This window comes from Nocardiopsis sp. JB363, assembly GCF_900143625.1.
In the GTDB taxonomy this organism is placed as follows: domain Bacteria; phylum Actinomycetota; class Actinomycetes; order Streptosporangiales; family Streptosporangiaceae; genus Nocardiopsis.
This window is the reverse complement of the sequence record NZ_FRFF01000060.1, coordinates 1-24,041: the sequence shown is the minus strand read 5'-3', so window position 1 is coordinate 24,041 and position 24,041 is coordinate 1. Positions and strand designations below refer to the sequence as shown.

Genomic DNA, 24,041 nt, shown 5'->3' with positions numbered 1-24,041 from the left:
ATGATACGGCGACCACCGAGATCTACACCTCTCTATTCGTCGGCAGCGTCAGTTGTGTATAAGTGACAGGTGTGGGCGAGGTCGATGAGGCGTCGGGCGGTGGGGAGGACGGCGTGGCCGAATTGGGTGAGGGTGGGGTGTCGTCCGGTGCGGTCGAAGAGGGGTGCGCCGAGGTGTTTTTCGAGGGCGGCGATGCGTCGGCTGGCGACGGGTTGGGGGATGTGCGCGGCTGCCGCGCCGTGGGTGAAGCTGCCTCGGTCGCTGACGTGGACGAAGGCGTTGCAGGCTCCTACGAGGTCCATGACCTTAGGTTATGCGGTTATGGCATGAGAATGGTTGTTTTGGTCTTGGACGGCATGGGTGGTGGGAAGTGACACTGCGGGTGCGGGCCGGTCGTGGTTCGTGATCGTCGAGTGTTGGGGGTTTCGATGGGGTTTGTGATGCCGGAGTTCAGGGTGTCGGGGTTCAGGGTGCGCGGTTTCGTGGCGGCGGCGGTGTTGGTGCCGTTGGTGGGTTGTGGGGTTTCGGAGGGCGCGGGGGCGACTTCGGGGTCCGCGTCGTTGTCGGCGGCGGAGTCCGCGGGTGTGGTGGCGGATGTGTCGGCGGAGTTCGAGGCGTTGGAGGAGGAGTTCGACGCGCGGTTGGGGGTGTACGCGGTGGACACCGGTTCGGGGGACGTGGTGGCGTTCCAGGAGGATGAGCGGTTCGCGTTCGCTTCGACGTTCAAGGCGTTGTTGGCGGGGGTGGTTCTCTCGGAGAACTCGCTTGAGGAGATGGAGCGGGTGGTGACCTTCGATGAGGGGGTTCTGGTGCCGCACTCCCCCGTGGTGGAGGAGAACCTGGATTCGGGGATGTCGTTGTTGGAGTTGTGCGACGCGACGGTGCGTTACAGCGACAACGCGGCGGCGAACATCCTGCTGGACGAGATCGGCGGTCCGGAGGGGTTCACCGAGGCGGTGGGCGAGCTGACCGGTGACGAGGTGACGAACCTGACCCGGTACGAGGTGGAGTTGAACGAGGCCACGCCGGGGGAAGAGCGGGACACGAGTTCGGCGCGGGCCATGGCCGAGAGTCTGGAGGCGTTCACGTTGGGGGACGTGTTGCCGGAGGATCGGCGTGAGGTGTTGGTGGATCTGTTGGTGCGGAACACGACGGGGGACGATCTGATCCGGGCGGGGGTCCCGCAGGGGTGGGTCGTGGGTGACAAGACCGGCAGCGGGGGTTACGGGACGCGTAACGACATCGGTGTGCTGTGGCCGGAGGAGGGTGACCCGATCGTGCTGGCGGTGTTGTCGAGTCGGGACGCGGAGGACGCGGAGTCCGATGACGCGTTGATCGCGGAGGCCTCCGAGGTCGTGGTGGAGGCGATGGGCTGACCTGCGGTATCGGTGGATTCGCGGGGGTTCTGGTCGTTGTGGGACAGGCCGGCCGGAACCTCCGTAACTACCCGACCATTTCAACCCCAAATAGGCCTTTTGTCACTTTATGAGAATGCAAGCAGACGGAACCGGTCACATCACGGCCACAACCTGAGCACAACCCGTGGGTTCGGTCGCGGTGGAGCTCCGCCGTCCCTGATCCTTGAAGACGTGTAGCCCGGTCTGAACGGGCTGGGAGCAAGGAGAGGGGCATCGGGTGTTGACCGCGTTGGCCGGGGTGATCGGCGCGCTGGTGATCGGGGCCTGGGTCGTGGTGGCCTGGGGATCTCGACGTCGCCAGCCGTGGTTGTGGACTCCGGTGGCGTTGCTCGCGGTCGTACTGGTGGCCCTGGACCTTCCCGGCTGGTCGTTCCTGCCGGTGCTCGCATTGACCGCGGGTTCGTTCGCCGAATTGGTGGTGGGTTCGCGAGAACAGCCCACGATCCGGACGAAGTCGCCGGACGCCCCGTTGAGCACCGAGCGGTGGGCGGCGGCGGTCGCGGCGCCGTTCCGGGTGGCGTTGGCCGAACCCTGGGACGTGGTCGCCCGGCCGAGCCTACGACGCCGCTACCGACGGATGCTGGAACGCCAGTGGTCGGTGGTGGACCGCGAGTCGCTGCTGGCCGCGGTCGAGGGCCTGTTGGAGGAGCTGCACTCCGGACCGAGCCTGGACCTGGCGGTGGACCTGCGGTCGGGGACGGCGCGTTCGCGTCTGCCCGGCGGTGGTGAGGACACCGGCGCGATGGTGCGGTTGTCCGATCACCAGGTGGAGCGGCTGCGGTCGGTCACCGGGCTGGCCGAGGGCGACGAGACGGTGATGATCGGCGCCTACCAGTGGTGGAAGTCGGTGCACGTCATCCGGCTGGTGTGCGGTGGGGCGTCGCTGGACTGGTTGAGTCCGGTGGAGACGCAGACCCTGCTGCGGCGGGTGGCCTCGGACCTGCAACGGCGGTACTCGTCGTGGGGGCAGTTGTCGTCGGCCTTCCACGCGGGTTACCTGTTGTGGCCGGACAAGGGTGTGGAAGGCGACCACGGGGACTCGGACCGGCTGTGGGTGGCGTTGGGCCTGTTGGACGACGCCCCGGGCAGCCCGTGGAACCTGTTGCCGTGGGACATGCCGTTGGAGCGGGTTCCGTTCGAGGGTGCGTCCTCGAACCAGGACTGAACCGCGCTCTGCGGCCGCACCGGTCGGCCCGGAACGCTCCGGCGTGGCTCATGTGCGCCGGGCTCCGGGCCGGACCTGATGCGGCCCGTGGGTTCAGGCGCCGTGGGCGCCCCGCGTCAGTTGTTCAGGGCGACGGTGTCGCCGAGACGGTGGACGCGCAGGAAGTTGGTGGAACCGGTGGTTCCGGGCGGGCTACCGGCGACGATGACGACCTTGTCACCCCGGTGGTAGTCGCCGAGCTGCAAAAGCTCGCTCTCGACCTGGCGGACCATGTCGTCGGTGTTGTCGACCCACGGCACCAGGCTGCACTCCACTCCCCAGGTGAGGGAGAGGTGACCGCGTGTGCTGCTCTCGGTGGTGAAGGCCAGCAGCGGGATGGGCGAGCGATAGCGGGCCAGGCGCCGGGCGGTCTCACCGGACATGGTGAAGGCGACCAGGGCCTTGGCGCCGACGGTCGCGCCGATCTCGGCGGCCGCACGGGCGATGGCGCCGCCCGTGGTCTCGGGCACCCGGTTGAGGATGTGCGAGGCGCGCAGGGATTCCTGCTCGGCGGCGCCGACGATGCGCGCCATGGTCTCGACGGTCTCGATGGGGTACTTGCCGACGCTGGTCTCGCCGGAGAGCATGACGGCGTCGGCGCCGTCGAGGACGGCGTTGGCGACGTCGGAGGTCTCGGCGCGGGTGGGCCGGGGCGCTCCGATCATGGATTCGAGCATCTGGGTGGCGACGATGACCGGTTTGGCCTTGTCGCGGCAGCGTTCGACGGCGCGCTTCTGCACCATCGGGACGTTCTCCAGGGGCAGTTCGACGCCGAGGTCGCCGCGGGCGACCATGACGCCGTCGAAGACCTCGATGATGTCCTGGAGGCGTTCGACCGCCTGTGGTTTCTCGATCTTGGCGATGAGGGGCACGGTGAGGCCCTCTTCGTCCATGATGCGGTGGCATTCCTCGGCGTCGGAGGGGCTGCGCACGAAGGAGAGGGCGACCATGTCGACGTTCTGACGCAGGGCCCAGCGCAGGTCCTCCTCGTCCTTCTCGGTGAGCGCGGGGACGCTGACGGAGACGCCGGGGAGGTTGAGTCCCTTGTGGTTGGAGACGGGGCCACCGTAGATGACGCGGGTCAGTACGTCGGTGCTGGTGGTCTTGGTGCACTCCAGGACGACGCGGCCGTCGTCGATGAGGACGCGGTCGCCGGGGCGGACGTCTCCGGGGAGGCCCTTGTAGGTGGTGGAGACCCTGTTCTGGTCTCCGGGAACGTCCTCGATGGTGACGGTGAACTCGTCCCCGGCTTCGAGTTCGATGGGCCCGTCGGGGAAGGTGCCGACGCGGATCTTGGGCCCTTGGAGATCGGCGAGGACGCCGACCGGTCGGTTGGCGTCCTGTGCGGCCTGCCTGAGGTTGGTCAGGCTCGCGTAGTGGTCGTCATGGGTTCCATGGCTGAGATTGAGGCGGGCGACGTCCAAGCCCGCGTCCACGAGTTGCCGGAGGGTCTCCGGGCTCGAGGTGGCGGGGCCAAGGGTCGCAACGATCTTTGCTCGACGTGTCACATGTATCACTTTAGAGCGTCCGGGGGATGGAGTGGTCTAAACCAGGTTGCGAATGGACGTATGCGAGGTGGAGCGGGAGCGAATTTGATCACCCTCGGTGACCGAATTCGTGGGGTGTTCGGGTGTTCGGAGGGGGTGGTAGGGCTGTTCGGAGGGTTTCCTCGGGTCGTCGGCCTGTGGGCGTTTCGTCGTCGGTGGAGGGTGGGGCGGGGTGTTCGGACGTGGCGTGGTGGTGGCGGCTCTGGCGGACGAGGTGACGGCCTTGGAGGAGGTGCTGCTGGGGCTGTCGGAGTCGGACGTGGTGAAGCCGACACGATGCGCGCCGTGGGACGTGGCGGCGTTGTCGGTGCACACGGTGGGCGCGTTGAATCAGGCCCTGGTGGGGTTGGACGGGGCCCGGCGGCCTCGTCCGCCGCGCTGGTGTCGGTGGCGGGGTACTACTCGCCGCGGGTGCGTTTCTCCCCGGAGGTGAACCGGGCCCGGATCGACGGCGCCCTGGAACGGGCCGGGCGTCGCTCGGACGCAGCCGAACCGGGGCGGATGTTGGGTCGCCTCTGGGCGGAATTGCGGTCGCGCTTGACGCGAACGTCCTGGGTGCGGTGCGTGTGGTGACGGGTCGTACTCCGGAGAAGGTCGAGCGCGCGGTGGTGGAGGCTGCGGGGGTGCGAGTGTTGGCGTTGGGGTGAGGGCGCGTCGCCGGGTGGCGCCCCGAGCGCGGCGGGGCGCCACGTGTTCGGGGCGCTCAGCGGGAGCGGCGTGGGTGTGGCAGGTCGGGTACCAGGCGACCGTAGGCGCGCAGGATGCGCAGGCGTTGGATGGTGCGCATGCCTTGGCGTTCGATGGTCGCGGTGGTGTCCCAGTGGTCCCAGCAGGCGTCCCAGCCACCGTCGGGGCGTTGTTCCTCTTCGAAGGCTTCGAGGTTGCGGGTGATCTCGGCGTCGGTGAAGAGCGGTCGTGCGATGTGCGCGGGGTGGCAGGCCAGGTCGAGCGGCGTATGCACGTGGCCGGTGGCCCTCGGGTGGACTTCGATGACGGGGCGGATCTTGGTGACCAGGTGGTTCATGGTGGTCACGGCGCGGGGCCGGTCGGGTACGTACTGCAGGAAGGTGCAGATGCCGATGGCCTCGTGCGGGTTCGTCCAGTGGAGCGCGTCGATGCTCTTCCAGCAGTAGGCGGTCGCCATGTCCCGCCAAGGGTGGGCGAGGTTGTTCTTGTGGAGCAGCCCGGTGATCATCGCGGTGACGTCGAGGCGGCTGGAGAAGTCGCGGGTGTTGCGGTACCAGGGCGCTGCTTCGGTGTGGTGGACGGTGGGCAGCACGGCGGGCAGGCCGCCGTCGGCGTTGGCGGCGGTGGCGAGGAAGCGGCAGATGCCCTGTCCGACGTCCTCGGGGATGGCACCGAGTTCGTCGAGGTAACGCAGGGCGAGTTCGGTGGCGACGGGTTGGCTGCCGTGGCCGCGAAGGTCGGGTTCGAGGCCGTTGCCGTAGCCGCCGTCGATGTTGCGGTGGGCGGCCAGGGTCGTGTGGACGGGCTGTGCGGGCGCTGCTTGGAAGTGGAAGGCGAAGCGGTGCCGGTCGATGAGCCGGGCGCTGCGCATGATGAAGTGGTCGGCTGCGCGGTACGAATCCCAGGTCATAACGGTCATACTTCGACCGTAGACGCGTGTGACCTGGGGGTGAAGGACGTGCGCGGGATCCATTCGCGATCTTTACGCCCTGTTCTCGGAGGGCTCGCGTCGGCGGCGCAGGTACAGCAGGAGGCATCCGGCCCAGGAGACGGCGACGCTGAGGGCGACGAGGAGTTGGGCGGTGATGAGGTGTTCGGTCGGGTAGATGACGCCGGTGAGGTAGTGCTCGATGAACCCTTCGGTGGGCAGGCCCGCCTGCCCTGCCTGTTCCCGTCCCCAGTTCTCGATCAGGGTGAGGGGGCAGATCCATCCGATGACGGTGACGCCGAGGCCGTAGAGGGCGCAGGCCAGGTGGGGCCAGAAGGCTCGGGGCCATTTCCAGGCGAGGAATCCGCCGAGGGCGACGTAGACGAGGAAGGCCATGTGCAGGACCATGGCGCCTTCGCCGACGAGTCGGTAGATCATGGGGTGAGCCTAGAGCGCGTGTCGGGCGCGGGATAGTACCCCGCGCCCGACGTCTGTTCCCCTCTGGTCAGACGAGGGGGCGTTCGGTGGGCGGGATGGCGACCGGCAGGGTGGTGTCCCGGGTGAGGTGGCGGTCCACGCCCGCGGCGGCGGAGCGGCCCTCGGCGATGGCCCACACGATGAGGGACTGTCCGCGGCCCATGTCACCGGCGCAGAAGACACCGTCGACGGTGGTGCCGTAGTCGCTGTCGCGGACGACGTTGCCGCGGCCGTCGAGTTCGACGCCGAGGTCCTCGATCATGCCTTCCTTCTCCGGGCCGACGAAGCCCATGGCGAGGGTGACGAGGTCGGCGGGGATCTCGCGTTCGGTGCCCTCGATGGGTTCGAAGCCGTTCGGGCCGCGTTCGACGTCGACGAGTCTCAGTGCGCGGACGTCGCCGTTCTCGTCGCCGAGGAATTCCAGGGTGTTGACGGAGTAGATCCGCTCGCCGCCCTCTTCGTGCGCGCTGGTGACCTTGTACAGCATGGGCATGGTGGGCCAGGGCTGGTGGTCGGGGCGCGTGGTCGGGGGCTTGGGCATGATCTCCAGCTGAGTGACCGACGCGGCGCCCTGGCGGTGGGCGGTGCCGACGCAGTCCGCGCCGGTGTCTCCGCCGCCGATGACGATGACGTGCTTGCCCTCGGCGTGGATGGGGGCGCGGTCGAGGTCGCCCTCCTGCACCTTGTTGGCCAGGGGCAGGTACTCCATGGCCTGGTGGATGCCGTTGAGTTCGCGGCCGGTGGCGGGCAGGTCGCGCCACCGGGTGGCGCCGCCGGTGAGGACGACGGCGTCGTTGTCGGTCTTGAGCCGTTCGACGGTGAGGTCGATGCCGACGTTCACGCCCGTGCGGAAGGTGGTGCCTTCGGCGGTCATCTGGGCGATGCGGCGTTCGATGTGCCGCTTCTCCATCTTGAACTCGGGGATGCCGTAGCGGAGCAGGCCGCCGATGCGGTCGGCGCGCTCGTAGACGGTGACGTCGTGACCGGCTCGGGTGAGTTGTTGTGCGGCGGCCAGGCCCGCGGGCCCGGAGCCGACGATGGCGACCTTCTTGCCGGTGCGGTGGGTGGGGGGCAGGGGCTTGACCCAGCCTTCCTCCCACGCGCGGTCGATGATGGAGACCTCGACGTTCTTGATGGTGACGGCGGGCTGGTCGATGCCGAGTACGCAGGCCGATTCGCAGGGCGCCGGGCAGAGGCGGCCGGTGAACTCGGGGAAGTTGTTGGTGGCGTGGAGCCGTTCGATCGCCTCGGCCCAGTCGTGGGAGTGGACGAGGTTGTTCCACTCGGGGATGAGGTTTCCGAGGGGGCATCCGTTGTGGCAGAAGGGGATGCCGCAGTCCATGCAGCGTGAGGCCTGCTTGGTGACGGTCCCTCGGTCGAAGTCCTCGTGGACCTCACGCCAGTCCTGGATACGGACGTCGACGGGGCGGTGCGTGGGGAGCTCTCGCTCGGTGATCTTCAGGAAACCCTTGGGGTCTGCCATGGTTCTTCCTCCTTTCGTGGACCGGTTTCTCAGGACTGCGCGGAGGCCATGACGGCCTCGTCGACGTCGCGTCCCTCGGCTTCGGCTTCGGCTTGGGCGAGCAGGACGCGCTTGTAGTCGCGCGGCATGACCTTGGCGATGCGGTCGAGCCCCCGGTGGCCGGCGACCAGGAGGCGTTCGGCGACGGTGGAACCGGTTTCGGCGTGGTGGCGGGTGAGGACTCCGGTGAGGAAGTCACGGTCGTCATCGGTGAGTTCCTCGACCTCGACCATTTCGCCGTTGACGCGCTCGGGGTCCAGGTCCAGGACGTAGGCGACGCCTCCGGACATGCCGGCCGCGAAGTTGCGGCCGGTGCGGCCGAGGACGACGGCGCGGCCACCGGTCATGTACTCGCAGCCGTGGTCGCCGATGCCTTCGACGACGGCGGTGGCGCCGGAGTTGCGGACGCAGAAGCGTTCGCCGACGATGCCGCGGAGGTGGAGTTCGCCGGAGGTGGCGCCGTAGCCGATGACGTTGCCGGCGATGATGTGGTCCTCGGCGACCAGGCGCGAGTTCTCGTCGGGGCGGACGATGACGCGGCCGCCGGAGAGGCCCTTGCCGACGTAGTCGTTGGCGTCGCCTTGGAGGCGCAGGGTGATGCCCTTGGGGATGAAGGCGCCGAAGGACTGTCCCGCGGATCCGGTGAAGGTGACGTCGATGGTGTCGGTGGGCAGGCCTTCGGCGCCGTAGCGCTTGGTGACCTCGTGGCCGAGCATGGTGCCGACGGTGCGGTTGACGTTGCGGACCGGCAGTTCGAGTGCGACGGGTCGACCGAAGTCCAGGGCGCCCTCACTGAGCTGGATGAGGGTGTTGTCCAAGGCCTTTTCGAGGCCGTGGTCCTGGCCGCGTCGCCGGGAGCGGTGGTCGCCGGCGACGGGTTCGACCTCGTGCAGGATGGGCGACAGGTCCAGGCCCTGGGCCTTCCAGTGGTCGACGGCGGCGGCGGTTTCGAGCAGGTCGACGGAGCCGATGGCCTCGTCGAGGCTGCGGAAGCCGAGCCGGGCGAGGTATTCACGGACCTCTTGGGCGATGAACTCGAAGAAGTTCACCACGTACTCGGCCTTGCCGGAGAACCGTTCCCGGAGGAGGGGGTTCTGGGTGGCGACGCCGACGGGGCAGGTGTCGAGGTGGCAGACGCGCATCATGACGCAGCCGGAGACCACGAGGGGCGCGGTGGCGAAGCCGTATTCCTCGGCGCCGAGCAGGGCGGCGACGACGACGTCGCGGCCGGTCTTCATCTGGCCGTCGGCCTGGACGACGATGCGGTCGCGCAGTCCGTTGAGCAGCAGGGTCTGCTGGGTTTCGGCGAGGCCGAGTTCCCAGGGGGTGCCGGCGTGCTTGAGGGAGGTCAGCGGTGAGGCGCCGGTTCCCCCGTCGTGGCCGGAGATGAGGACGACGTCGGCGTGTGCCTTGGACACACCGGTGGCGACGGTGCCCACACCCGCTTCGGAGACCAGTTTGACGTGGACCCGTGCGGACGGGTTCGCGTTCTTGAGGTCGTGGACGAGTTGGGCGAGGTCCTCGATGGAGTAGATGTCGTGGTGGGGCGGCGGTGAGATGAGTCCGACGCCGGGGGTGGAGTGGCGGGTGTCGGCCACCCACGGGTAGACCTTGTGGCCGGGCAGTTGGCCGCCCTCGCCGGGCTTGGCGCCCTGGGCCATCTTGATCTGGATGTCGTCGGCGTTGGTGAGGTAGTGCGAGGTGACGCCGAAGCGGCCGGAGGCGACCTGCTTGATGGCGCTGCGGCGCAGGTCGCCGTTGGCGTCGGGGGTGAAGCGGTCCGGGTTCTCGCCGCCCTCCCCTGTGTTGGACTTGCCGCCGAGGCGGTTCATCGCGATGGCGAGGGTCTCATGTGCTTCGGCGGAGATGGAGCCGTAGGACATGGCGCCGGTGGAGAAGCGCTTGACGATCTCCGAAACGGGTTCGACCTCGTCGATGGAGAGGGGTTCGCGCACGCCTTCCTTGAGTCGGAAGAGCCCGCGCAGGGTCATGAGCTTCTCGGCCTGGTCGTCGACCTTGTTCGTGTATTCCTTGAAGATCTCGTACTCGCGACTCCGGGTGGAGTGCTGGAGTTTGAAGACCGTCTCGGGGTTGAACAGGTGGGGTTCGCCCTCGCGGCGCCACTGGTACTCGCCGCCGACCTCCAGGCGCCGGTGGGCGTTGGGGTTGACGGTGTGGGCGCGGCGGTGGCGGATGGCGACCTCTTCGGCGAGGACGTCGAAGCCGACGCCGCCCAGGCGGGAGGTGGTGCCGGTGAAGCAACGGTCGATGACGTCCTGGCCCAGGCCGAGGGCTTCGAAGATCTGGGCGCCGGTGTAGGAACTGACCGTGGAGACGCCGATCTTGGACATGACCTTGAGGACGCCCTTGGCGTAGGCCTTGAGGGTGTTGCGCACGGCGGTGTCGGCGTCGACGTCGCCGAGGGTGCCGCGCCGGACCATGTCGCGGACGGTTTCCAGTGCCAGGTAGGGGCTGACCGCGGAGGCGCCGTAGCCGAGGAGGAGGGCGACGTGGTGGCACTCACGGACGTCGCCGGCTTCGATGACGAGGCCGACCTCGGTTCGGGTCTTCTCGCGGACCAGGTGGTGGTGGATGGACCCGGTCAGCAGCAGTGACGGGACGGGTGCGCGGGTGGTGTCGGCGCGGCGGTCGCTGATGATGAGGATGTGGGCGCCGTCGGCGATGGCCGTGGAGACCTCGGTGTTGATCTCCTCCAGGCGACCGGACAGGGCGTCGCCGCCGCCGTCGACGGGGTAGGTGCCGTCGACGGTGAAGGTCTTCAGTGCCGGGTCGGTCTCCCCCGCGGCGACGATGGCGGCCGGTCCGGCCTGGTCCACCACCGGTGTGGGCAGGACGAGGCGCCGGGTGTCGCCGGGTTCCGCCGCCAGGATGTTGTGTTCGGCTCCGAGGAGGGTGGCCAGGCTGGTGACCATCTCTTCGCGGATGGAGTCCAGTGGCGGGTTGGTGACCTGCGCGAAGTTCTGCGAGAAGTAGTCGAAGAGTGGGCGGGAGCGGTCGGACAGGGCCGCCACCGGGGTGTCGGTGCCCATGGAGCCGATCGGTTCGGCGCCGGTGCGGGCCATCGGGGTGAGGATGATCCGCAGTTCCTCTTCGGTGTAGCCGAACACCTGTTGGGCGAGGTCGAGTTCGGTCACCGGGGCGGCTTCGACGTCGGGGAGGTCGCTCGGGCGCAGGACGCCGGAGTCGATCCACTCCTGGTAGGGGTGTTGGGCGGCGAGTTCGGCCTTGATCTCCTCGTCCTCGATGATGCGCCCTTGGGCGGTGTCGACGACGAAGATGCGGCCGGGTTGCAGGCGGCCCTTGCGCACGACGGTGGCGGGGTCGATGTCGAGGACGCCGGCTTCGGAGGCCAGGACGACGAGGCCGTCCTCGGTGACCCAGTAGCGGCCGGGACGCAGGCCGTTGCGGTCCAGGACGGAACCGACGAGGGTGCCGTCGGTGAAGGACACCGAAGCGGGTCCGTCCCAGGGCTCCATGAGGGTGGAGTGGTACTCGTAGAAGGCCCGGACGGCCGGGTCCATCTCGGTGTGGTTCTCCCAGGGCTCAGGGATCATCATCAGGACGGCGTGCGGCAGGGAGCGGCCACCGAGATGGAGGAGTTCCAGGGCGTCGTCGAAGGACGCGGTGTCGGAGTCGTCGGGGTCGACGATGGGGAAGACGCGGTCCAGGTCGCCGGGGATGAGGTCGGTGGCGAGCTTGGCCTCACGCGAGCGCATCATGTTCCGGTTGCCCTTGACGGTGTTGATCTCACCGTTGTGGGCGACGTAGCGGAACGGGTGGGCCAGCGGCCAGGACGGGAAGGTGTTGGTGGAGAACCGGGAGTGGACCAGGGCCAGACCGGAGGTGTAGCGACGGTCGGACAGGTCCGGGAAGAACGGCTCCAGCTGGGGGGTGGTGAGCATGCCCTTGTAGGCGATGGTGCGCGGGGACAGGCTCGGGAAGTAGACGTCGGTCTCGTGTTCGGCGCGCTTGCGGACGCAGTAGGCGTAGCGTTCGAGGTCGATTCCGGTGAGGCCCTCGGTGGGTGTGCCCTGGCGGCCGGTGATGAACAGCTGCCCGAAGTAGGGCATGACCTCGCGGGCCGCGGGACCGCTGTAGCGGGGCTCGAAGGGGACCTCGCGCCATCCCAGGAGGGTGAGGCCCTCGTCGGTGACGATGGTGTCGATCCGCTCGACGGCGGCGGCGCGTTCGGCCGCGTCGGCGGGGAGGAATCCGATGCCGGTGGCGTAGGCGCCGGCGTCGGGGAGGTCGAAGTCGCAGACCTCGGTGTAGAGATCGTGGGGGATCTGGGTCAGGATGCCCGCGCCGTCACCGTCGTCGGGGTCGGCCCCGGAGGCGCCTCGGTGGTCGAGGTTGCGCAGGACCGTGAGCGCCTTGCGCACGATGTCGTGGCTGGGACGTCCGGTGAGGTCGGCCACGAAGCCGACGCCGCAGGCGTCGTGTTCGTGGACGGGGTCGTACAGGCCCTGGGGTGTGGCTTCGGGGTTCGTTCGGACGGACGAACGCCGCACGTTTCCAGCAGGCATCTGTCCTCCTGTCGTCTTTTGTCGGCTTCGTGAAAAGCGCATTCGGGACGACATTGGCCCTGCTGCGTACGTGATGGAGTTGTGTCCGCCACGGGAGGCGGGTCCTGCCTTCGCCGGTACCCCGGATGCCTGTCGTGTCGCGTTCACGTCCTCGTGACGCCGATGGCGGTCGGGTCGCCCGGTTCGGGCAGGTTCTCTTATACACGCCGGCCCGATCACGATGCGAATCGGTACGTGATGGGCCTGCGTGCGCCCACCCGGTGAAGGGTGGCGCCCGATCCCTCTCGGAAGGCGTGTGCTTTTCCGATGATGGCCGGCTTTGCCCGTTGTTCCACGTGGGAACCCCGCTAAACCTTCGTCGGCGCGGGCAACACCGGACCGTGGCCGGATCTTCACCGGAAGACGAGAAGAGTCCGCACCGACGTGGCCTCATGTTATGTCGGTATCGGCCCACTTCCCCAAGGGGGAGGAACCCGCCCCGGGAGTGATATCCCCCTCATCGGTGACGAACCACCCTGACCTGCGTCACCGGTGTGGTGCGCACACCGTGGGAGGATCGCGGAATGGCAGGACACCCGACTTCCCCCGGCCCGGATTCCGGGACCTCAAGCGACCCCGCACGTGTACCGGAAACCCCGGCCCTGGACAGCCCGGCGGCGCCCCGCCCCGGGGCGAGCCCTCCCCTGCCCCAAGCGGCGGAGACGTTCCTGAACGAGTACGGAGTGGATGCCCCTCGCCCACGCCTCATCCTGGCGTTGCTCTCCGACGGACGCTGGTGGAGCGCCAACGACCTGGTGCGGGCCGGAGGCATCGCCCACTCCGTGGTGCGCTCGCTGCTCCAGACCCTCGACGAGGCCGACGAAGTGGACCGGGACGGTGACCGTTACCGGCTGCTGCGTCCCTCCCACTACCAAGGGGCGACGGCGCCGATGCCGGCCGACCCGGTGGCGCACCTGCTGCCCGAACACCCGCGGGCCGCCGCGGAGCTGGTGCGTGCGGTGGCCGAGGGCCCGGCCTCGGATCTGAACCTGGACCACGTGGCGGCGACCGCGGAGACGGCCCTGCGCCGCGCCCTGTTCCTGACCACCCGTTTCGACCTGTCGCACCGCACCCTGTTGTGCGTGGGCGACCACGACCTGACGTCGCTGGCGTTGGCACTGGTGCTGCCCGGAGCGAAGGTGGAGGTCGTGGACCTGGACGAGCGGGTCCTGGAACACATCGACTCGGTGGCGGAGCGTCTGGGCGTCACCATCCACACGCACAGCGCCGACCTGCGGTTGGGGCTGCCACAGAGGTTGCGCGAGCGCGCCGACGTGGTCTTCACCGATCCGCCCTACACCCCGGACGGTGTGGAGTTGTTCGTGCGCCGCGGCGTGGAGGGGTTGGCCGATCCGCGCAAGGGCCGGGTGCTGGTGGCCTACGGGGCCAGTGAGACCACCCCGAAGTTGGCGGCCGCCGTCCAGACGCGGTTGGTGCGGATGGGGTTGCTCATGGAGGCGGTGTGGCCCGACTTCAACCGCTACCTGGGCGCGGAGTCGATCGGCGCCGCCAGCGACCTGTACGTGCTCCGGCCGTTGTCGAAGACGCTCTCCTCCCCCACCGGTGACAGCGCCCGGGTGTACAGCCAGGGCGTCAACGCCAAGGAGGCGCGAGGCGGGTCGGACGTGGATCGGGCTCGGGCGGTGCTGGATCGGGTCGCCGAGGACAGCGCGGGGCAGGGCTCCGACGAGGCCAAGGGCTCACCGGCGTTGGTGGGCGACTGGCCGCGCGAGGTGTGCAAGGAGGTCCGGGTGCGGCTCTCCACCTGGATGGACTCTCCCACGGCGGTGGGCCCGTGCGCGGTGATCGATCTGACGGGTGGTTGGGATCGGATCGCGGTACGGGTGGCGTTGGCCACGACCGCGGACAACGCGTACGTACTGGTGCCGTCGTCCTCCAAGTGGGTGCGGGACGAGGCCGGGCAGAAGGCGTTCCGGTCGATGGTGGAGCCGGGGATGCGGGTGCGGTTCCTGCGCGGGTTCGGCGCGTCGGACCTGACGGCGATCCGATTGGCGCGCGACCCCGAACCCGGTGGGAGTTCCGGGCGGTTGTTGGCCCATGTCCAGGGGCGGGCGCACGGGGCGCTGACCACGACGTTGCGGACCGGGTTGGTGGAGGTGACGGCCTGGGGTGGGCGGCCGGTGAACAAGCGCACGGCCCGACAGGCGGTGGCGTCGGCGCCGGCGTGGCTGTCCGGGCACAGTCTGTTGGACCTGCCCGAGCACCGGTTCTCCGAGTTGCGGGTGCTGCCCTCTGAGCTGTTGGCCCGGGCGGAGGAACTGAGGTCTTCCTGAGGGAGGCCGGTACCCCTGCGACGAAGCGGGCCCTCGGAGAGCGACTCTCCGTGGGCCCGCTTCGTGTTCGAGGGGGTCCTACTCCGCGGGCGGCACCGGGATCTCCTCCTCGCCGGGCAGACCCTCCTGCTCGCCGGGGACCTCCCCGGGGACTTCTTCGGTGCCGGGCTCCGTACCGGGTTCTCCGCCGGTCTCCTCGGTGCCCTCCGTGCTCTCGGTACCCGAGTCGTCATCGTCGTACTCGATCATGCGGCGAAAGAGCGGGTCGCGGAAGTTGGCCAGGGCCACCAGCGGGGTGGACAGGGTGACGCGTTCGTCGACCGAGTCGGACCCGGTGGGCTGTACCCAGACCACGACCAGGTAGTGACCGCTGATGATGGCGTCGGCGGCGCTGTAGCCCGAGCCGAGCCGGTCGAAGGGGTCGGCGCCGGAGGGCGGCAGCACGAAGCCGGGGTCGACGACCTCCTCGGCGGGCTCGCCCTCCTCGGGCGCGGGCATGTCCAGGGCCTCGGCCACCGCGCGGCTGCCCTCGACGTCGGCCAGGTTGAACACCGTGGCCACGCCGAAGTAGTTGTCGGAGAGGTAGGTGGCGCGCCCGGCCTGGCTGCAGTCGGCATCGGCGAGGGCCTGGGTCGCCCCCTCACCCCACACCGCGGCGGAGCAGTCCTCGCTCAGGTCCGACTCCTCCAGGGTGAAGTCGATGCTCTGGCTGGAGATCTCGGCGTTGCGGCGTTCGAACAGTTCGCCCTCGTTGAGGACTCGACCGTCGACGTCGCGGGAGGCCAGGACCTCGTTCATGTTGCCGGCGTCGCGGACCTTGTATTCGGCCGGTCGGGTCTCTTGGGCGGCCGCGTCGCCTTCCTCGTCCCCCGAGAGCTGGAAGAACAGGACCACGCCCAAAGCGATCAGGGCGACGACCAGCGTCCCGGCGAGGATGAACAGCGTCCGACCGAAGCGTCGGGGTTCCTGCTTGCGTCGTCCACCGCTTCGTCGGCGCCCACCCTCTCGGGAGGAGGCCGGCGTCTGCTGTTCGTCGGGTTCACTGTTTTTCCTCCGGCGACCCGGCCTGCCAGGCGTCGAGGGTTCAGAAGAGGACACCCAAAGGACCTTTCCGTGGGTTCGGGCCGGTCACTCGTGGTGACCGGCCCGCTTTCGCTCGGGATACGAGGGGAGGGAGCTTCCGCCTCGGACACGACCCTGGCGGGCGGGTCGATCTGTCCGAGATCCTATCGGGGCGTCCGACAGGGCCGGACAGGTCGGCGGATTCGCCCGTGCGACGTTCCCGCTCGTCTCCCCCGTGCGTTATTCCTCTTCGTCGCCCCGGTAGGCGACCACCTCGTCGTAGACGAAGGAGAACGCGCTCATGGAGGCCACGTCCAGGGTCGCCAGGTCCGAGTCGTCTCCAGGCTCGGAACCGTCGGCCTCGGCCGTCCAGAACACGGCCAGGTAGTGGCCCATGACCTGGGTACTGGCCTGGCTGTAGCCCTCCTGCAACCCTTCGACGTCCTCACCGGTCTGGCTCAGCAGGAAGCCGGGTCCGGTCTCGGAGTTGGTCGGGTCCATCGCGGCGGCCGTGTCGGTGGCGGCCTCGCTGTCGGACAGGTCGAACAGGGTCACCTGGGCGACGTACTCGTCGTCGGAGTCGGAGTACACACCGGTGGCCGCGTTGACGCAGTCACCGTCGATCAGGTTCTGTCCGAGATCATCGCCCCACACCAGGGAGGTGCAGGAGTCGGTGACCGCGGAGTCGCGCAGCTCCAGGTTCATGTCCCCCAGTTCCAGTTCCCCCACGGAACCGAAGACCGCTTCCTCCGTCATGGGTTCGGCGTCACCGGGGCGTTCGTCGATGGGACCGAACACCTCCGGGTCGTTGGCCTGGAAGCGGTACTGCTCCGGGGTGAGGGTGCTGTGGCCCTCGGGCGGGGCGACGATGGAGTCGTCCCCTCCCGCGGCTCCGCCGCCCCCTCCGCTGACGAGCTGGTAGGACAGCACGCCCAGGAGTGTGATCAGGGCGATACTGAAGGCACCCAGGAGTACGCCCAGCACGGCGGTGCCGCGCTTGCGCTTGCTCTGCTCGGCCAGGGTGTACACGATCTGGTTGGGCCGGTCCCCCAGGACGGACACCTTCTTGATCGCGGACGCGGAGAAGGCGGAGACACGGCCCATGCCGCGCTTGTCCTTGCCCCTGCGTCGTCCGCTCCGACGGCCGCCCGTCGCCTCGGCCGCCCGGGGGTCGTCCCCATCACGGTCGTCGTAACCGGCATCGTCGTATTCGGCGTCGTCGTAGTCGTAGTCGTACTCCTCGTAGGAGTCCTCATGGCCCGACCGGCCTTGGGTGTGTCCGTACTCGGCGGAGAAGTCCTCCTCCGGGTCGTAACCCTGGTCGTCGTCACGCCCGTAGTCGTCGGCGTGCTCTTCGGTTCGGTTGCCGGTGGCACGACGGGAGCCGCCGCGCCGCTTCTTGCGTCCGAAACCGGACTCGGCTCTGCTCACGGTCTTTCTCAAATCGCCAACCCATGGTCTGCTCGACTGGTGCGGAATGGCCCGAAGCGCCGTCGGCCATGGGCCGAGGCGCCGGAAATCGGCGTCCCCGCAGTTACTCGGGCTTCGACCCGGAGTCGTCTCCCGCGCCCTTGGCGTCGTCCTCCGTCGAGCCCTCGCTACTAGATCGCTCAGGGCTCGGGTGGTATTCCGTACCGGCTTCGTCAGACACGCCACTGCCCTGGTCGAACACCGATTCGTCGGTGTCGACGGCGCTGTATACGGTGCCTTCTTCCTCGGTCTTGGCGCCGGTGTCGCCGAACACCTGGGTACCGGCGTCGTGGCCGTGCGGGACGACGGCGGTGGAGAAGCGGTCGAGGCGGCGGCCGGCCCACACGAAGTAGGCGAGGGCGCCCAGGAACACGACGATGGAGGTCCAGTTGTTCAAGCGCAGGCCGAAGAAGTCGTTGGCCGGGTCCACGCGCAGGTACTCGATCCAGAAGCGGCCCGCGCAGTAACCCATGACGTACAGGGCGAAGAGACGTCCGCCCTGGAGTGAGCTCTCGAAGCGCCGGCCCAGGTAGGCCAGGAGGATGGCCAGGCCCAGGCACCACAGGGATTCGTACAGGAAGGTGGGGTGGTAGGTGCTCACACCGGGTTCCATGCCGGCGCGCAGGTAACCCTCGGGGGTGAGGTTGATCTCCACGGCCCAGGGCAGGTCGGTGGGACGCCCGAACAGCTCCTGGTTGAAGTAGTTGCCCCAGCGGCCGAGGGCCTGGGCGAGGGGGATGGTGGGGGCGATGGCGAAGGCGAGCTTGGACATCGACAGTCCGCGTTTGCGGGCGACCAGCCACACACCGACGGCCCCGAGTGGGATCGCTCCCCAGATACCGAGGCCGCCCTCCCAGATGAACAGGGCGCGGATGGGTTCCTTGCCTGGACCGAAGTACAACTGCGCGTCGCTGATGACGTGGTAGAGGCGACCGCCGATGAGCCCGAGGACGACGGCCCATACCGCCATGTCCATGATGGTGCCGGGCTCACCGCCCATGGCCTTCCAACGACGCTCGCTCCAGAAGACGGCGACGATGACGCCGGCGAGGATGCACAGGGCGTAGAAATGGATCTCCAGAGGCCCGATGGGGATCGAGTTGACCTGGGGGCTGGGAATGGCCGCGAGGGCGCGGCCGTAATCGGCCGCGCCCTCCGAAGCTGTCGACGACAATGTCACTGCTCTGCTCTCGGATCCGCCCCGCGCGCGGGGAGTCTGTTCAGGGGTTCTACTCCGCGTCACCCCCGTCGCCCATCGGCTCGGTCTCGACCTCGCCCGCGCTCGCGGAGGCGATCGCCTCGGAAAGGCCGCGTGCGGTCATGGCGGAGTTGTTGTCGAGCAACTCGCCATTGATGTAAACGGCAGGGGTACCGCGGAACATGTTGTCTCCGCTGTAGCGAGTGTAGGCCGTTCCCGTGGCGTCGATGATCTCGCCCGTGTACGTCCCATCGAGGAAGGAGGGGTCGTGTCCGTTGTCGGCTCCCCAGGCGAGCAGGTCGGTCAGGACCATGGTTCCCAGGGTCTCCTCGCCGATCTCCTCGGTGGCGTCCGCGGTCAGGTCGGGGAGGAACTCCTCGGTGAATCGGTCGACGATCTCGGCCTCGGCGTCGACGCGTTCGTCGAACTCGCTCGCCTGAGACTCGTCGGCGTCGGTCTGGCGGAACCATTCCTTGAGTTCGTCGACGGTGAAGCCCGCGCGGCCCTCGGCGGGCTGGTTCTCGAAGAGCAGGTCGTTGTAGGCGACGAAGACACCGTGGTCGGCGGCGGCCCGAGCGGCGGCGCCGGCGCGCAGTGAGTTGCTGCTGATGGGCGTGGGCTGCTGGGCGAAGATGCTGACCGGCCGGAAGTGGACGATGGCTTCGCCGCTCGCGGCCCGCTCCTTGAGGAGGTCGCCGTTGAGGAGTTCGAACTGGCGGCAGGCGGGGCACTGGTAGTCGGCGTAGACCTCGACGACGGGCACGGAGACGCCCTCGTCGGCCATGACCACGCTGCCGTCCTCTTGGAGGACCTGGGCGGCCAGTTCACCTTCGTAGCCCTCGTCCTCGCCCGAGGTCATGACGGCGTAGCCGACCCCGACGATGAGCAGGACCACGGCGGCGGCGATACCGACGACGAGGAGGTTCTTCTTGCGTCGGGCGGACCGCCTCTCCTTCTCCCGCTGTTCCTTGAGCTTCTCGCGGGAGCGCTTGCGCGCTTCACTCCCCATGCTTTCCTCTGTTTCTGACTTTCGGATGGTCGATCGTCGTCTCGGTGCTCGTCGGGGTCACCGGTACAGCCCGAGGACGCGGTCGAGGGCGAAGGGTGAACGGGGCCAGATCGCGACGAAGGCGCCCATGGCGGCGAAGGCGACATCGCGGGCGATGGAGACCCCGTAACTGGTCTCTTCGGGGTCGACCTGGCCGCCACCGCCGAAGCAGCCGCAGTCGATGGACAGGCCCCTGGCCATGGCGGAGACGATCCCGGCGATGAAGAGGACCATGAGGATCGCGCCGACGGCCCCCGAGTAGCGGGTGGCCAGACCCAACAGGAGCAGGAGTGCCAGGGCGAGTTCGAAGAGCGGGAGGGTGTAGCCGATGAGTCGGGCGACCTCGGTGGGGAAGAGGTCGTAGGCCTCCACGGCCTGGATCGACAGGGCCGGCGGGTACTTGGTGACGGCGGCGGTGATGAGGACGGCGGCCAGGCCGAGGCGGCAGGCGAGGCTGATCCAGGGCTGGATGGTCTCCCAGCGCGTGGGCGCCTTCGGGGTGTCGTCGAGTGTGTCCGTCATCTGGGGCCTTCGGAAGGTGGGGGTCGGTCTACCGCGAGCGTGGCGCGGGTTCCGCGTTCCACCGCTCTTCACGTCGGAACAGATCCTACTGTGTGTAGTGCACGCATGACACAGGGGTGTGAAATCCGGGTGTGCGAAGGGCGCTCTCCGATGCTCGGGGCACCCGCCATCTCATCATCGAATCCGCCGCCGTGGGGCTGATCCACGTGCTTTCGGGCCTCTTCTCACCCGATTCTCACTCTCTTAACCCGGGCCTTGACCAGGGACGGAGAACGGTGGGCCGCGCCGTGACGGCGCGGCCCACCGCAAGGGACGTGGGTCCCTGAATGACCTCGGAGAGGCCCGCCTAACGAGACCGAACGCCCTCGGCGAGTTCCTCGGCGAAGGAGCGGACGGCGACGAGACCGGTCTCCAGGTCGGGGGCGTCCAGGATCCGCTGGCAGAACCCGGCGCCCACGATGACCCCGTCGGCGTAGGCGGCGACCTCTGCGGCCTGTGCGCCGTTGGAGATGCCCAGTCCCACGCAGATCGGCAGCCCCGACTCACGGGTGACCTCGCGGGTGCGTCGGACCAGGGTCTCCGCGGTGTCGGAGACCTCGGTGCGGGTGCCGGTGACGCCCATGAGGGAGGCCGCGTACACGAAGCCGCCGCAGGCCTCGGTGGTCAGCGCCAGTCGACGGTCCGTGGAGGAGGGCGCGACCAGGAAGATGCGGTCGAGCCCGGCCTTGTCGGAGGCCGCGACCCATTCGTCGGCCTCCTCGGGGATGAGGTCGGGGGTGATGACCCCGGCTCCCCCGGCCTTGGCCAGATCGGTGGCGAAGCGCTCCACGCCGTAGCGTTCGATCGGGTTCCAGTAGGACATGACCAGGGCGGCGGCGCCGGTGGCCGCGGTGGCCTCCACGACCCGGAACACGTCGTCGGTGGTGGTGCCGGCTGCCAGCGCCTGACCCGCGGCCCGCTGGATGGTGGGCCCGTCCATCATGGGGTCGGAGTAGGGCAGGCCGACCTCGATGACGTCGCAGCCGCCCTCGACCATGGCCTGGACGACCCGGATGGAGGAGTCCACGTCGGGGAAACCGGCGGGCAGGTAGCCGATGAGCGCGGCGCGACCGGCCTCACGGGTCCGGGCCATCTTGCTCTGCAGTGTGGTGGTCGGCATCACGCCTGTCCCTCCGAGTCGACGAGGCCGAAGTAGTCGGCGGCGGTGTTGACGTCCTTGTCCCCGCGCCCGGAGAGGTTCACCAGGATCACGGAGTCGGGGCCGAGTTCCTTGCCCAGGCGCAGCGCGCCGGCGAGGGCGTGGGCGCTCTCGATGGCGGGGATGATGCCCTCGGTGCGGCACAGCAACCGGAAGGCCGCCATGGCCTCGGCGTCGGTGACCGGTTCGTAGGTGGCGCGGCCGGTGGCCGCCAGATGTGCGTGCTCGGGTCCCACGGCCGGATAGTCGAGCCCGGCGGAGATGGAGTGGCTGGGCAGGGTCTGGCCGTACTCGTCCTGGAGGACGTAGGTGCGGGCGCCGTGGAAGACGCCGGGGCTGCCGGCGGTGATGGAGGCGGCGGTGCGCTCGGTGTCGGCGCCCTCTCCCCCGGCCTCGAAGCCGTACAGGGCGACGTCCTCGTCGGGGATGAACGCGGCGAAGATGGCGATGGCGTTGGAGCCGCCGCCGACGCAGGCGGCGACGGCGTCGGGCAGCCTGCCCGTGAGTTCGAGGACCTGTTCGCGGGCTTCGGCGCCCACGACGAAGTGCAGGTCGCGCACCAGCTTCGGGAAGGGGTGCGGACCGGCGGCCGTACCGAACAGGTAGTGGGTGTGGTCGACGTTGGCGACCCAGTCGCGGAACGTCTCGTTGATGGCGTCCTTGAGGGTGCGGCTGCCGATGGTCACGGGGACCACCTCGGCGCCGAGCATGTTCATGCGGGCGACGTTGAGCGCCTGACGCTCGGTGTCCTGCTCGCCCATGTAGATGCGGCAGTCCAGGCCGAGGAGGGCGCAGGCGGTGGCGGTGGCCACGCCGTGCTGCCCGGCCCCGGTCTCGGCGATGATGCGGGTCTTGCCCATGCGCTTGGCGAGCAGGGCCTGACCGAGCACGTTGTTGATCTTGTGCGAGCCGGTGTGGTTGAGGTCCTCGCGTTTGAGCAGGATGCGGGCGCCGCCGGCGTGCTCGGAGAAGTTGTGCGCCTCGGTGAGCAGGCTGGGGCGTCCGGCGTAGGACTTGAGCAGGTGGTCGAGTTCGGCCTGGAAGTCGGCGTCGTCCTTGACCTTGGCCCATTGGGCCTCGACCTCGTCGAGGGCGGCGATGAGGGCCTCGGGCGCGAAACGGCCACCGAAACGGCCGTAGTGTCCGCCGGCGTCGGGCACCGGAAGAGCGTGGCTCATGGGAAGTTCTCCTGGAAGGAGGCCGACCGCGGCGTTCCCCCGCCGGCGTCCGCGCCGCGGAGGTGCCGCGCGTCGACCGGTGTGCGCCGCCCGGCTCGGGCGGCTCGGTGGTCAGGGCCAACGCGGCGGCGGGAACCCGCGGACAGGTGTGTCCTCGGGCTCCCTACAGCCATCGCCATCTGCGGTGGAGCGTGTACGCGTACCGCTCCGTGCGCGTGGTCGTCGTTCCCATCGGTGGTGGTTCCCTGTCAGTTCCGGTCGCGCAGAGCGGGGTGTGCTCCGGCGGTGACCAGGTCGGCGACGGCCTCACGCGGGTTGCGTCCGCGCACCAGGCTCTCTCCGACCAGGACCGCTCCGGCGCCGGCACCGGCGTAGGCCAGCAGATCGTGCGGGCCTCGAACCCCGGACTCGGCGATTCTGACGCGGTCCGCGGGGATGAGCGGGGCCAGCCGGGCGAAGGTGTCCCGGTCGACCTCCAGGGTCTTGAGGTTACGCGCGTTGACGCCGATGACGGTGGCCCCGGCGTCGAGGGCGCGGGTGACCTCCTCCTCGTCGTGTACTTCGACGAGGGGGGTCAGGCCGAGGGAGCGGGACCGTTCGACCAGGGAGACGAGCGCCTCCTGGGGCAGGGCGGCGACGATGAGCAGGATGGCGGAGGCACCGAAGACGCGGGCCTCCCACAGCTGGTAGGAGCTGACGACGAAGTCCTTGCGCAGCAAGGGGGTGTCGACCGCGGCCCGGACGTTCTGGAGGTCCTCCAGGCTGCCGTGGAAGCGGCGCTTCTCGGTGAGCACGCTGATCCAGGTGGCGCCGCCGGCCTCGTAGTCGCGGGCCAGGTCGGCGGGGTCGTCGATGGTCGCGAGCGGGCCCTTGGAGGGGCTGGCGCGCTTGACCTCGGCGATCACGTGGACGCCGGGGCGACGCAGGGCGGCTTCGGCGTCCGCGGGGACGGGCACCGACTCGGCCTTGGCCTTGAGGCGGTCCAACGGCAGGGCCTCCTGCCGCTGCGCCAGGTCCTCGCGTACTCCCTCGAGAATCTCGTCGAGCACGCTCACCAGTTCTTACTCCCTCGTGAAGTTGCGATGCACGGTGACCGATCCGGCTCCTGGGGCGCGGGTCGGCTCGGCGAGCTTACGGACGCGTCGCCGTCACACCGTGTGGTGGTCATCGTATCCACCCTGGCCCGCGTGGAGGTCGCCGGCCCCGGCAGGTCGGAGGTTTCTCGCTCACCAGACGGGAAGGAGGGGCGTTCCCGGGGCCAGGAAGGAGAACCAGGGCAGGTTGCGCAGTACCCAGAAGGCGACGAAACCGCCCAGGATGGTCCAGGCGATCCAGGGTCTGACCGCCACGACGCGTCTGGGCCCGGGGTCGGTGCGCAGCGATCGGGTCAGCCAGGACACGTAGGCGTAGGCGAGGTAGGGCAGGCACAGCAGGAGCAGGAGGTTCATGCTCGCGGCGCCGGCCACGTCCAGGTGGGTGAGGGCGGCCATGGCCCGGGTGGTCCCGCAGCCCGGGCAGAAGGTGCCGGTGAGTGCCAACCAGGGGCAACCGGGGTAGATGTTACCGGGGTCGTTGGGGTCGGCGGTGTGCAGGATCGCCGCGCCGACCAGTCCGAGGACGCCCAGGGCGATCGGCCAGGTACCGGGGTGGATGCGCGCGCCGAGGGCCCCGACCCGGTCGGCCAGGGTCGGGGCCCTCGGCG

The 24,041-nt window shown here is 69.1% G+C and carries 18 protein-coding genes and 1 pseudogene; 4 read left to right on the top strand and 15 right to left on the bottom strand.

The features are described 5' to 3' along the window. Nucleotides 1-68: 68 nt before the first annotated feature. Nucleotides 69-302: pseudogene (locus BQ8420_RS09240) on the bottom strand (LysR family transcriptional regulator); the annotation flags it as partial. Nucleotides 303-440: 138 nt separating this feature from the next. Here BQ8420_RS09240 and bla point away from each other — a divergent pair. Next, the gene (bla, locus tag BQ8420_RS09235; protein WP_087097423.1) at nt 441-1,376 is read left to right on the top strand and encodes a class A beta-lactamase; all 936 of its coding nucleotides are present in this window, start codon (nt 441-443) and stop codon (nt 1,374-1,376) included. Nucleotides 1,377-1,635: 259 nt separating this feature from the next. Then, complete coding sequence (locus BQ8420_RS09230) at nt 1,636-2,583, top strand: DUF1266 domain-containing protein (RefSeq protein ID WP_087097422.1); 948 nt, start codon at nt 1,636-1,638, stop codon at nt 2,581-2,583. Between the two features lie 116 nt (nt 2,584-2,699). On the opposite strand, the gene pyk is transcribed toward BQ8420_RS09230, so the two are convergent. Next, on the bottom strand, nt 2,700-4,130 hold the full coding sequence (gene pyk / locus BQ8420_RS09225; protein ID WP_087097421.1) for a pyruvate kinase: 1,431 nt from the start codon (nt 4,128-4,130) through the stop codon (nt 2,700-2,702). Nucleotides 4,131-4,341: 211 nt separating this feature from the next. Here pyk and BQ8420_RS32640 point away from each other — a divergent pair, with 211 nt between their 5' ends. After that, nucleotides 4,342-4,602 (top strand): hypothetical protein, encoded by a 261-nt coding sequence (locus BQ8420_RS32640; RefSeq protein WP_235006015.1) that lies wholly within the window; start codon nt 4,342-4,344, stop codon nt 4,600-4,602. A 270-nt stretch (nt 4,603-4,872) separates the two neighbouring features. Here BQ8420_RS32640 and BQ8420_RS09215 read toward each other — a convergent pair whose 3' ends face one another. The 4 genes from BQ8420_RS09215 to gltB form a co-directional block, all read right to left on the bottom strand. Then, nucleotides 4,873-5,766: a prenyltransferase gene (locus tag BQ8420_RS09215; RefSeq protein ID WP_087097420.1), complete on the bottom strand. Its 894-nt coding sequence runs from the start codon at nt 5,764-5,766 to the stop codon at nt 4,873-4,875. Between the two features lie 72 nt (nt 5,767-5,838). Next, on the bottom strand, nt 5,839-6,222 hold the full coding sequence (locus BQ8420_RS09210) for a DUF2784 domain-containing protein (RefSeq protein WP_087097419.1): 384 nt from the start codon (nt 6,220-6,222) through the stop codon (nt 5,839-5,841). Nucleotides 6,223-6,289: 67 nt separating this feature from the next. Next, entirely contained in the window at nt 6,290-7,744 is a 1,455-nt protein-coding gene (locus tag BQ8420_RS09205; protein WP_087097418.1) for a glutamate synthase subunit beta, read from the bottom strand. Between the two features lie 29 nt (nt 7,745-7,773). Beyond that, a complete protein-coding gene (gltB, locus tag BQ8420_RS09200; RefSeq protein WP_087097417.1) occupies nt 7,774-12,330 on the bottom strand; it encodes a glutamate synthase large subunit in 4,557 nt (1,518 codons plus the stop codon). 563 nt (nt 12,331-12,893) lie between these two features. On the opposite strand from gltB, the gene BQ8420_RS09195 reads away from it, so the two are divergent. Beyond that, entirely contained in the window at nt 12,894-14,663 is a 1,770-nt protein-coding gene (locus BQ8420_RS09195; RefSeq protein ID WP_087097416.1) for a bis-aminopropyl spermidine synthase family protein, read from the top strand. Nucleotides 14,664-14,741: 78 nt separating this feature from the next. Here BQ8420_RS09195 and BQ8420_RS09190 read toward each other — a convergent pair whose 3' ends face one another. The 9 genes from BQ8420_RS09190 to BQ8420_RS09150 all read right to left on the bottom strand — a co-directional run. Next, nucleotides 14,742-15,761 (bottom strand): hypothetical protein, encoded by a 1,020-nt coding sequence (locus tag BQ8420_RS09190; RefSeq protein WP_235006014.1) that lies wholly within the window; start codon nt 15,759-15,761, stop codon nt 14,742-14,744. 204 nt (nt 15,762-15,965) lie between these two features. After that, entirely contained in the window at nt 15,966-17,156 is a 1,191-nt protein-coding gene (locus BQ8420_RS09185) for a hypothetical protein (protein ID WP_087097415.1), read from the bottom strand. A 103-nt stretch (nt 17,157-17,259) separates the two neighbouring features. Continuing rightward, the gene (gene lgt / locus BQ8420_RS09180) at nt 17,260-18,369 is read right to left on the bottom strand and encodes a prolipoprotein diacylglyceryl transferase (RefSeq protein WP_087097425.1); all 1,110 of its coding nucleotides are present in this window, start codon (nt 18,367-18,369) and stop codon (nt 17,260-17,262) included. A gap of 55 nt (nt 18,370-18,424) precedes the next feature. Beyond that, nucleotides 18,425-19,402: a thioredoxin domain-containing protein gene (locus tag BQ8420_RS09175; protein ID WP_087097414.1), complete on the bottom strand. Its 978-nt coding sequence runs from the start codon at nt 19,400-19,402 to the stop codon at nt 18,425-18,427. Between the two features lie 57 nt (nt 19,403-19,459). Further along, the gene (locus BQ8420_RS09170) at nt 19,460-19,963 is read right to left on the bottom strand and encodes a MauE/DoxX family redox-associated membrane protein (protein WP_087097413.1); all 504 of its coding nucleotides are present in this window, start codon (nt 19,961-19,963) and stop codon (nt 19,460-19,462) included. A 346-nt stretch (nt 19,964-20,309) separates the two neighbouring features. Next, the gene (trpA, locus tag BQ8420_RS09165) at nt 20,310-21,122 is read right to left on the bottom strand and encodes a tryptophan synthase subunit alpha (protein WP_087097412.1); all 813 of its coding nucleotides are present in this window, start codon (nt 21,120-21,122) and stop codon (nt 20,310-20,312) included. Beyond that, complete coding sequence (trpB, locus tag BQ8420_RS09160) at nt 21,122-22,339, bottom strand: tryptophan synthase subunit beta (RefSeq protein ID WP_087097411.1); 1,218 nt, start codon at nt 22,337-22,339, stop codon at nt 21,122-21,124. Before trpB ends, trpA begins: the two co-directional genes overlap by 1 nt. A 248-nt stretch (nt 22,340-22,587) precedes the next feature. Further along, the gene (trpC, locus tag BQ8420_RS09155; protein WP_087097410.1) at nt 22,588-23,394 is read right to left on the bottom strand and encodes an indole-3-glycerol phosphate synthase TrpC; all 807 of its coding nucleotides are present in this window, start codon (nt 23,392-23,394) and stop codon (nt 22,588-22,590) included. Between the two features lie 171 nt (nt 23,395-23,565). Then, the coding region (locus BQ8420_RS09150; RefSeq protein ID WP_369825488.1) for a DUF2752 domain-containing protein at nt 23,566-24,041 on the bottom strand (476 nt) is incomplete at its 5' end.

What these genes read in the sequence shown, in the direction of transcription:
- trpA (WP_087097412.1), bottom strand. Translation starts at nt 21,122, where the DNA reads ATGCCGACCACCACACTGCAGAGCAAGATGGCCCGGACCCGTGAGGCC.
- BQ8420_RS09195 (WP_087097416.1), top strand. Translation starts at nt 12,894, where the DNA reads ATGGCAGGACACCCGACTTCCCCCGGCCCGGATTCCGGGACCTCAAGC.
- BQ8420_RS09210 (WP_087097419.1), bottom strand. Translation starts at nt 6,222, where the DNA reads ATGATCTACCGACTCGTCGGCGAAGGCGCCATGGTCCTGCACATGGCC.
- BQ8420_RS09215 (WP_087097420.1), bottom strand. Translation starts at nt 5,766, where the DNA reads ATGACCTGGGATTCGTACCGCGCAGCCGACCACTTCATCATGCGCAGC.
- gltB (WP_087097417.1), bottom strand. Translation starts at nt 12,330, where the DNA reads ATGCCTGCTGGAAACGTGCGGCGTTCGTCCGTCCGAACGAACCCCGAA.
- BQ8420_RS09205 (WP_087097418.1), bottom strand. Translation starts at nt 7,744, where the DNA reads ATGGCAGACCCCAAGGGTTTCCTGAAGATCACCGAGCGAGAGCTCCCC.
- BQ8420_RS09170 (WP_087097413.1), bottom strand. Translation starts at nt 19,963, where the DNA reads ATGACGGACACACTCGACGACACCCCGAAGGCGCCCACGCGCTGGGAG.
- BQ8420_RS09175 (WP_087097414.1), bottom strand. Translation starts at nt 19,402, where the DNA reads ATGGGGAGTGAAGCGCGCAAGCGCTCCCGCGAGAAGCTCAAGGAACAG.
- bla (WP_087097423.1), top strand. Translation starts at nt 441, where the DNA reads ATGCCGGAGTTCAGGGTGTCGGGGTTCAGGGTGCGCGGTTTCGTGGCG.
- trpB (WP_087097411.1), bottom strand. Translation starts at nt 22,339, where the DNA reads ATGAGCCACGCTCTTCCGGTGCCCGACGCCGGCGGACACTACGGCCGT.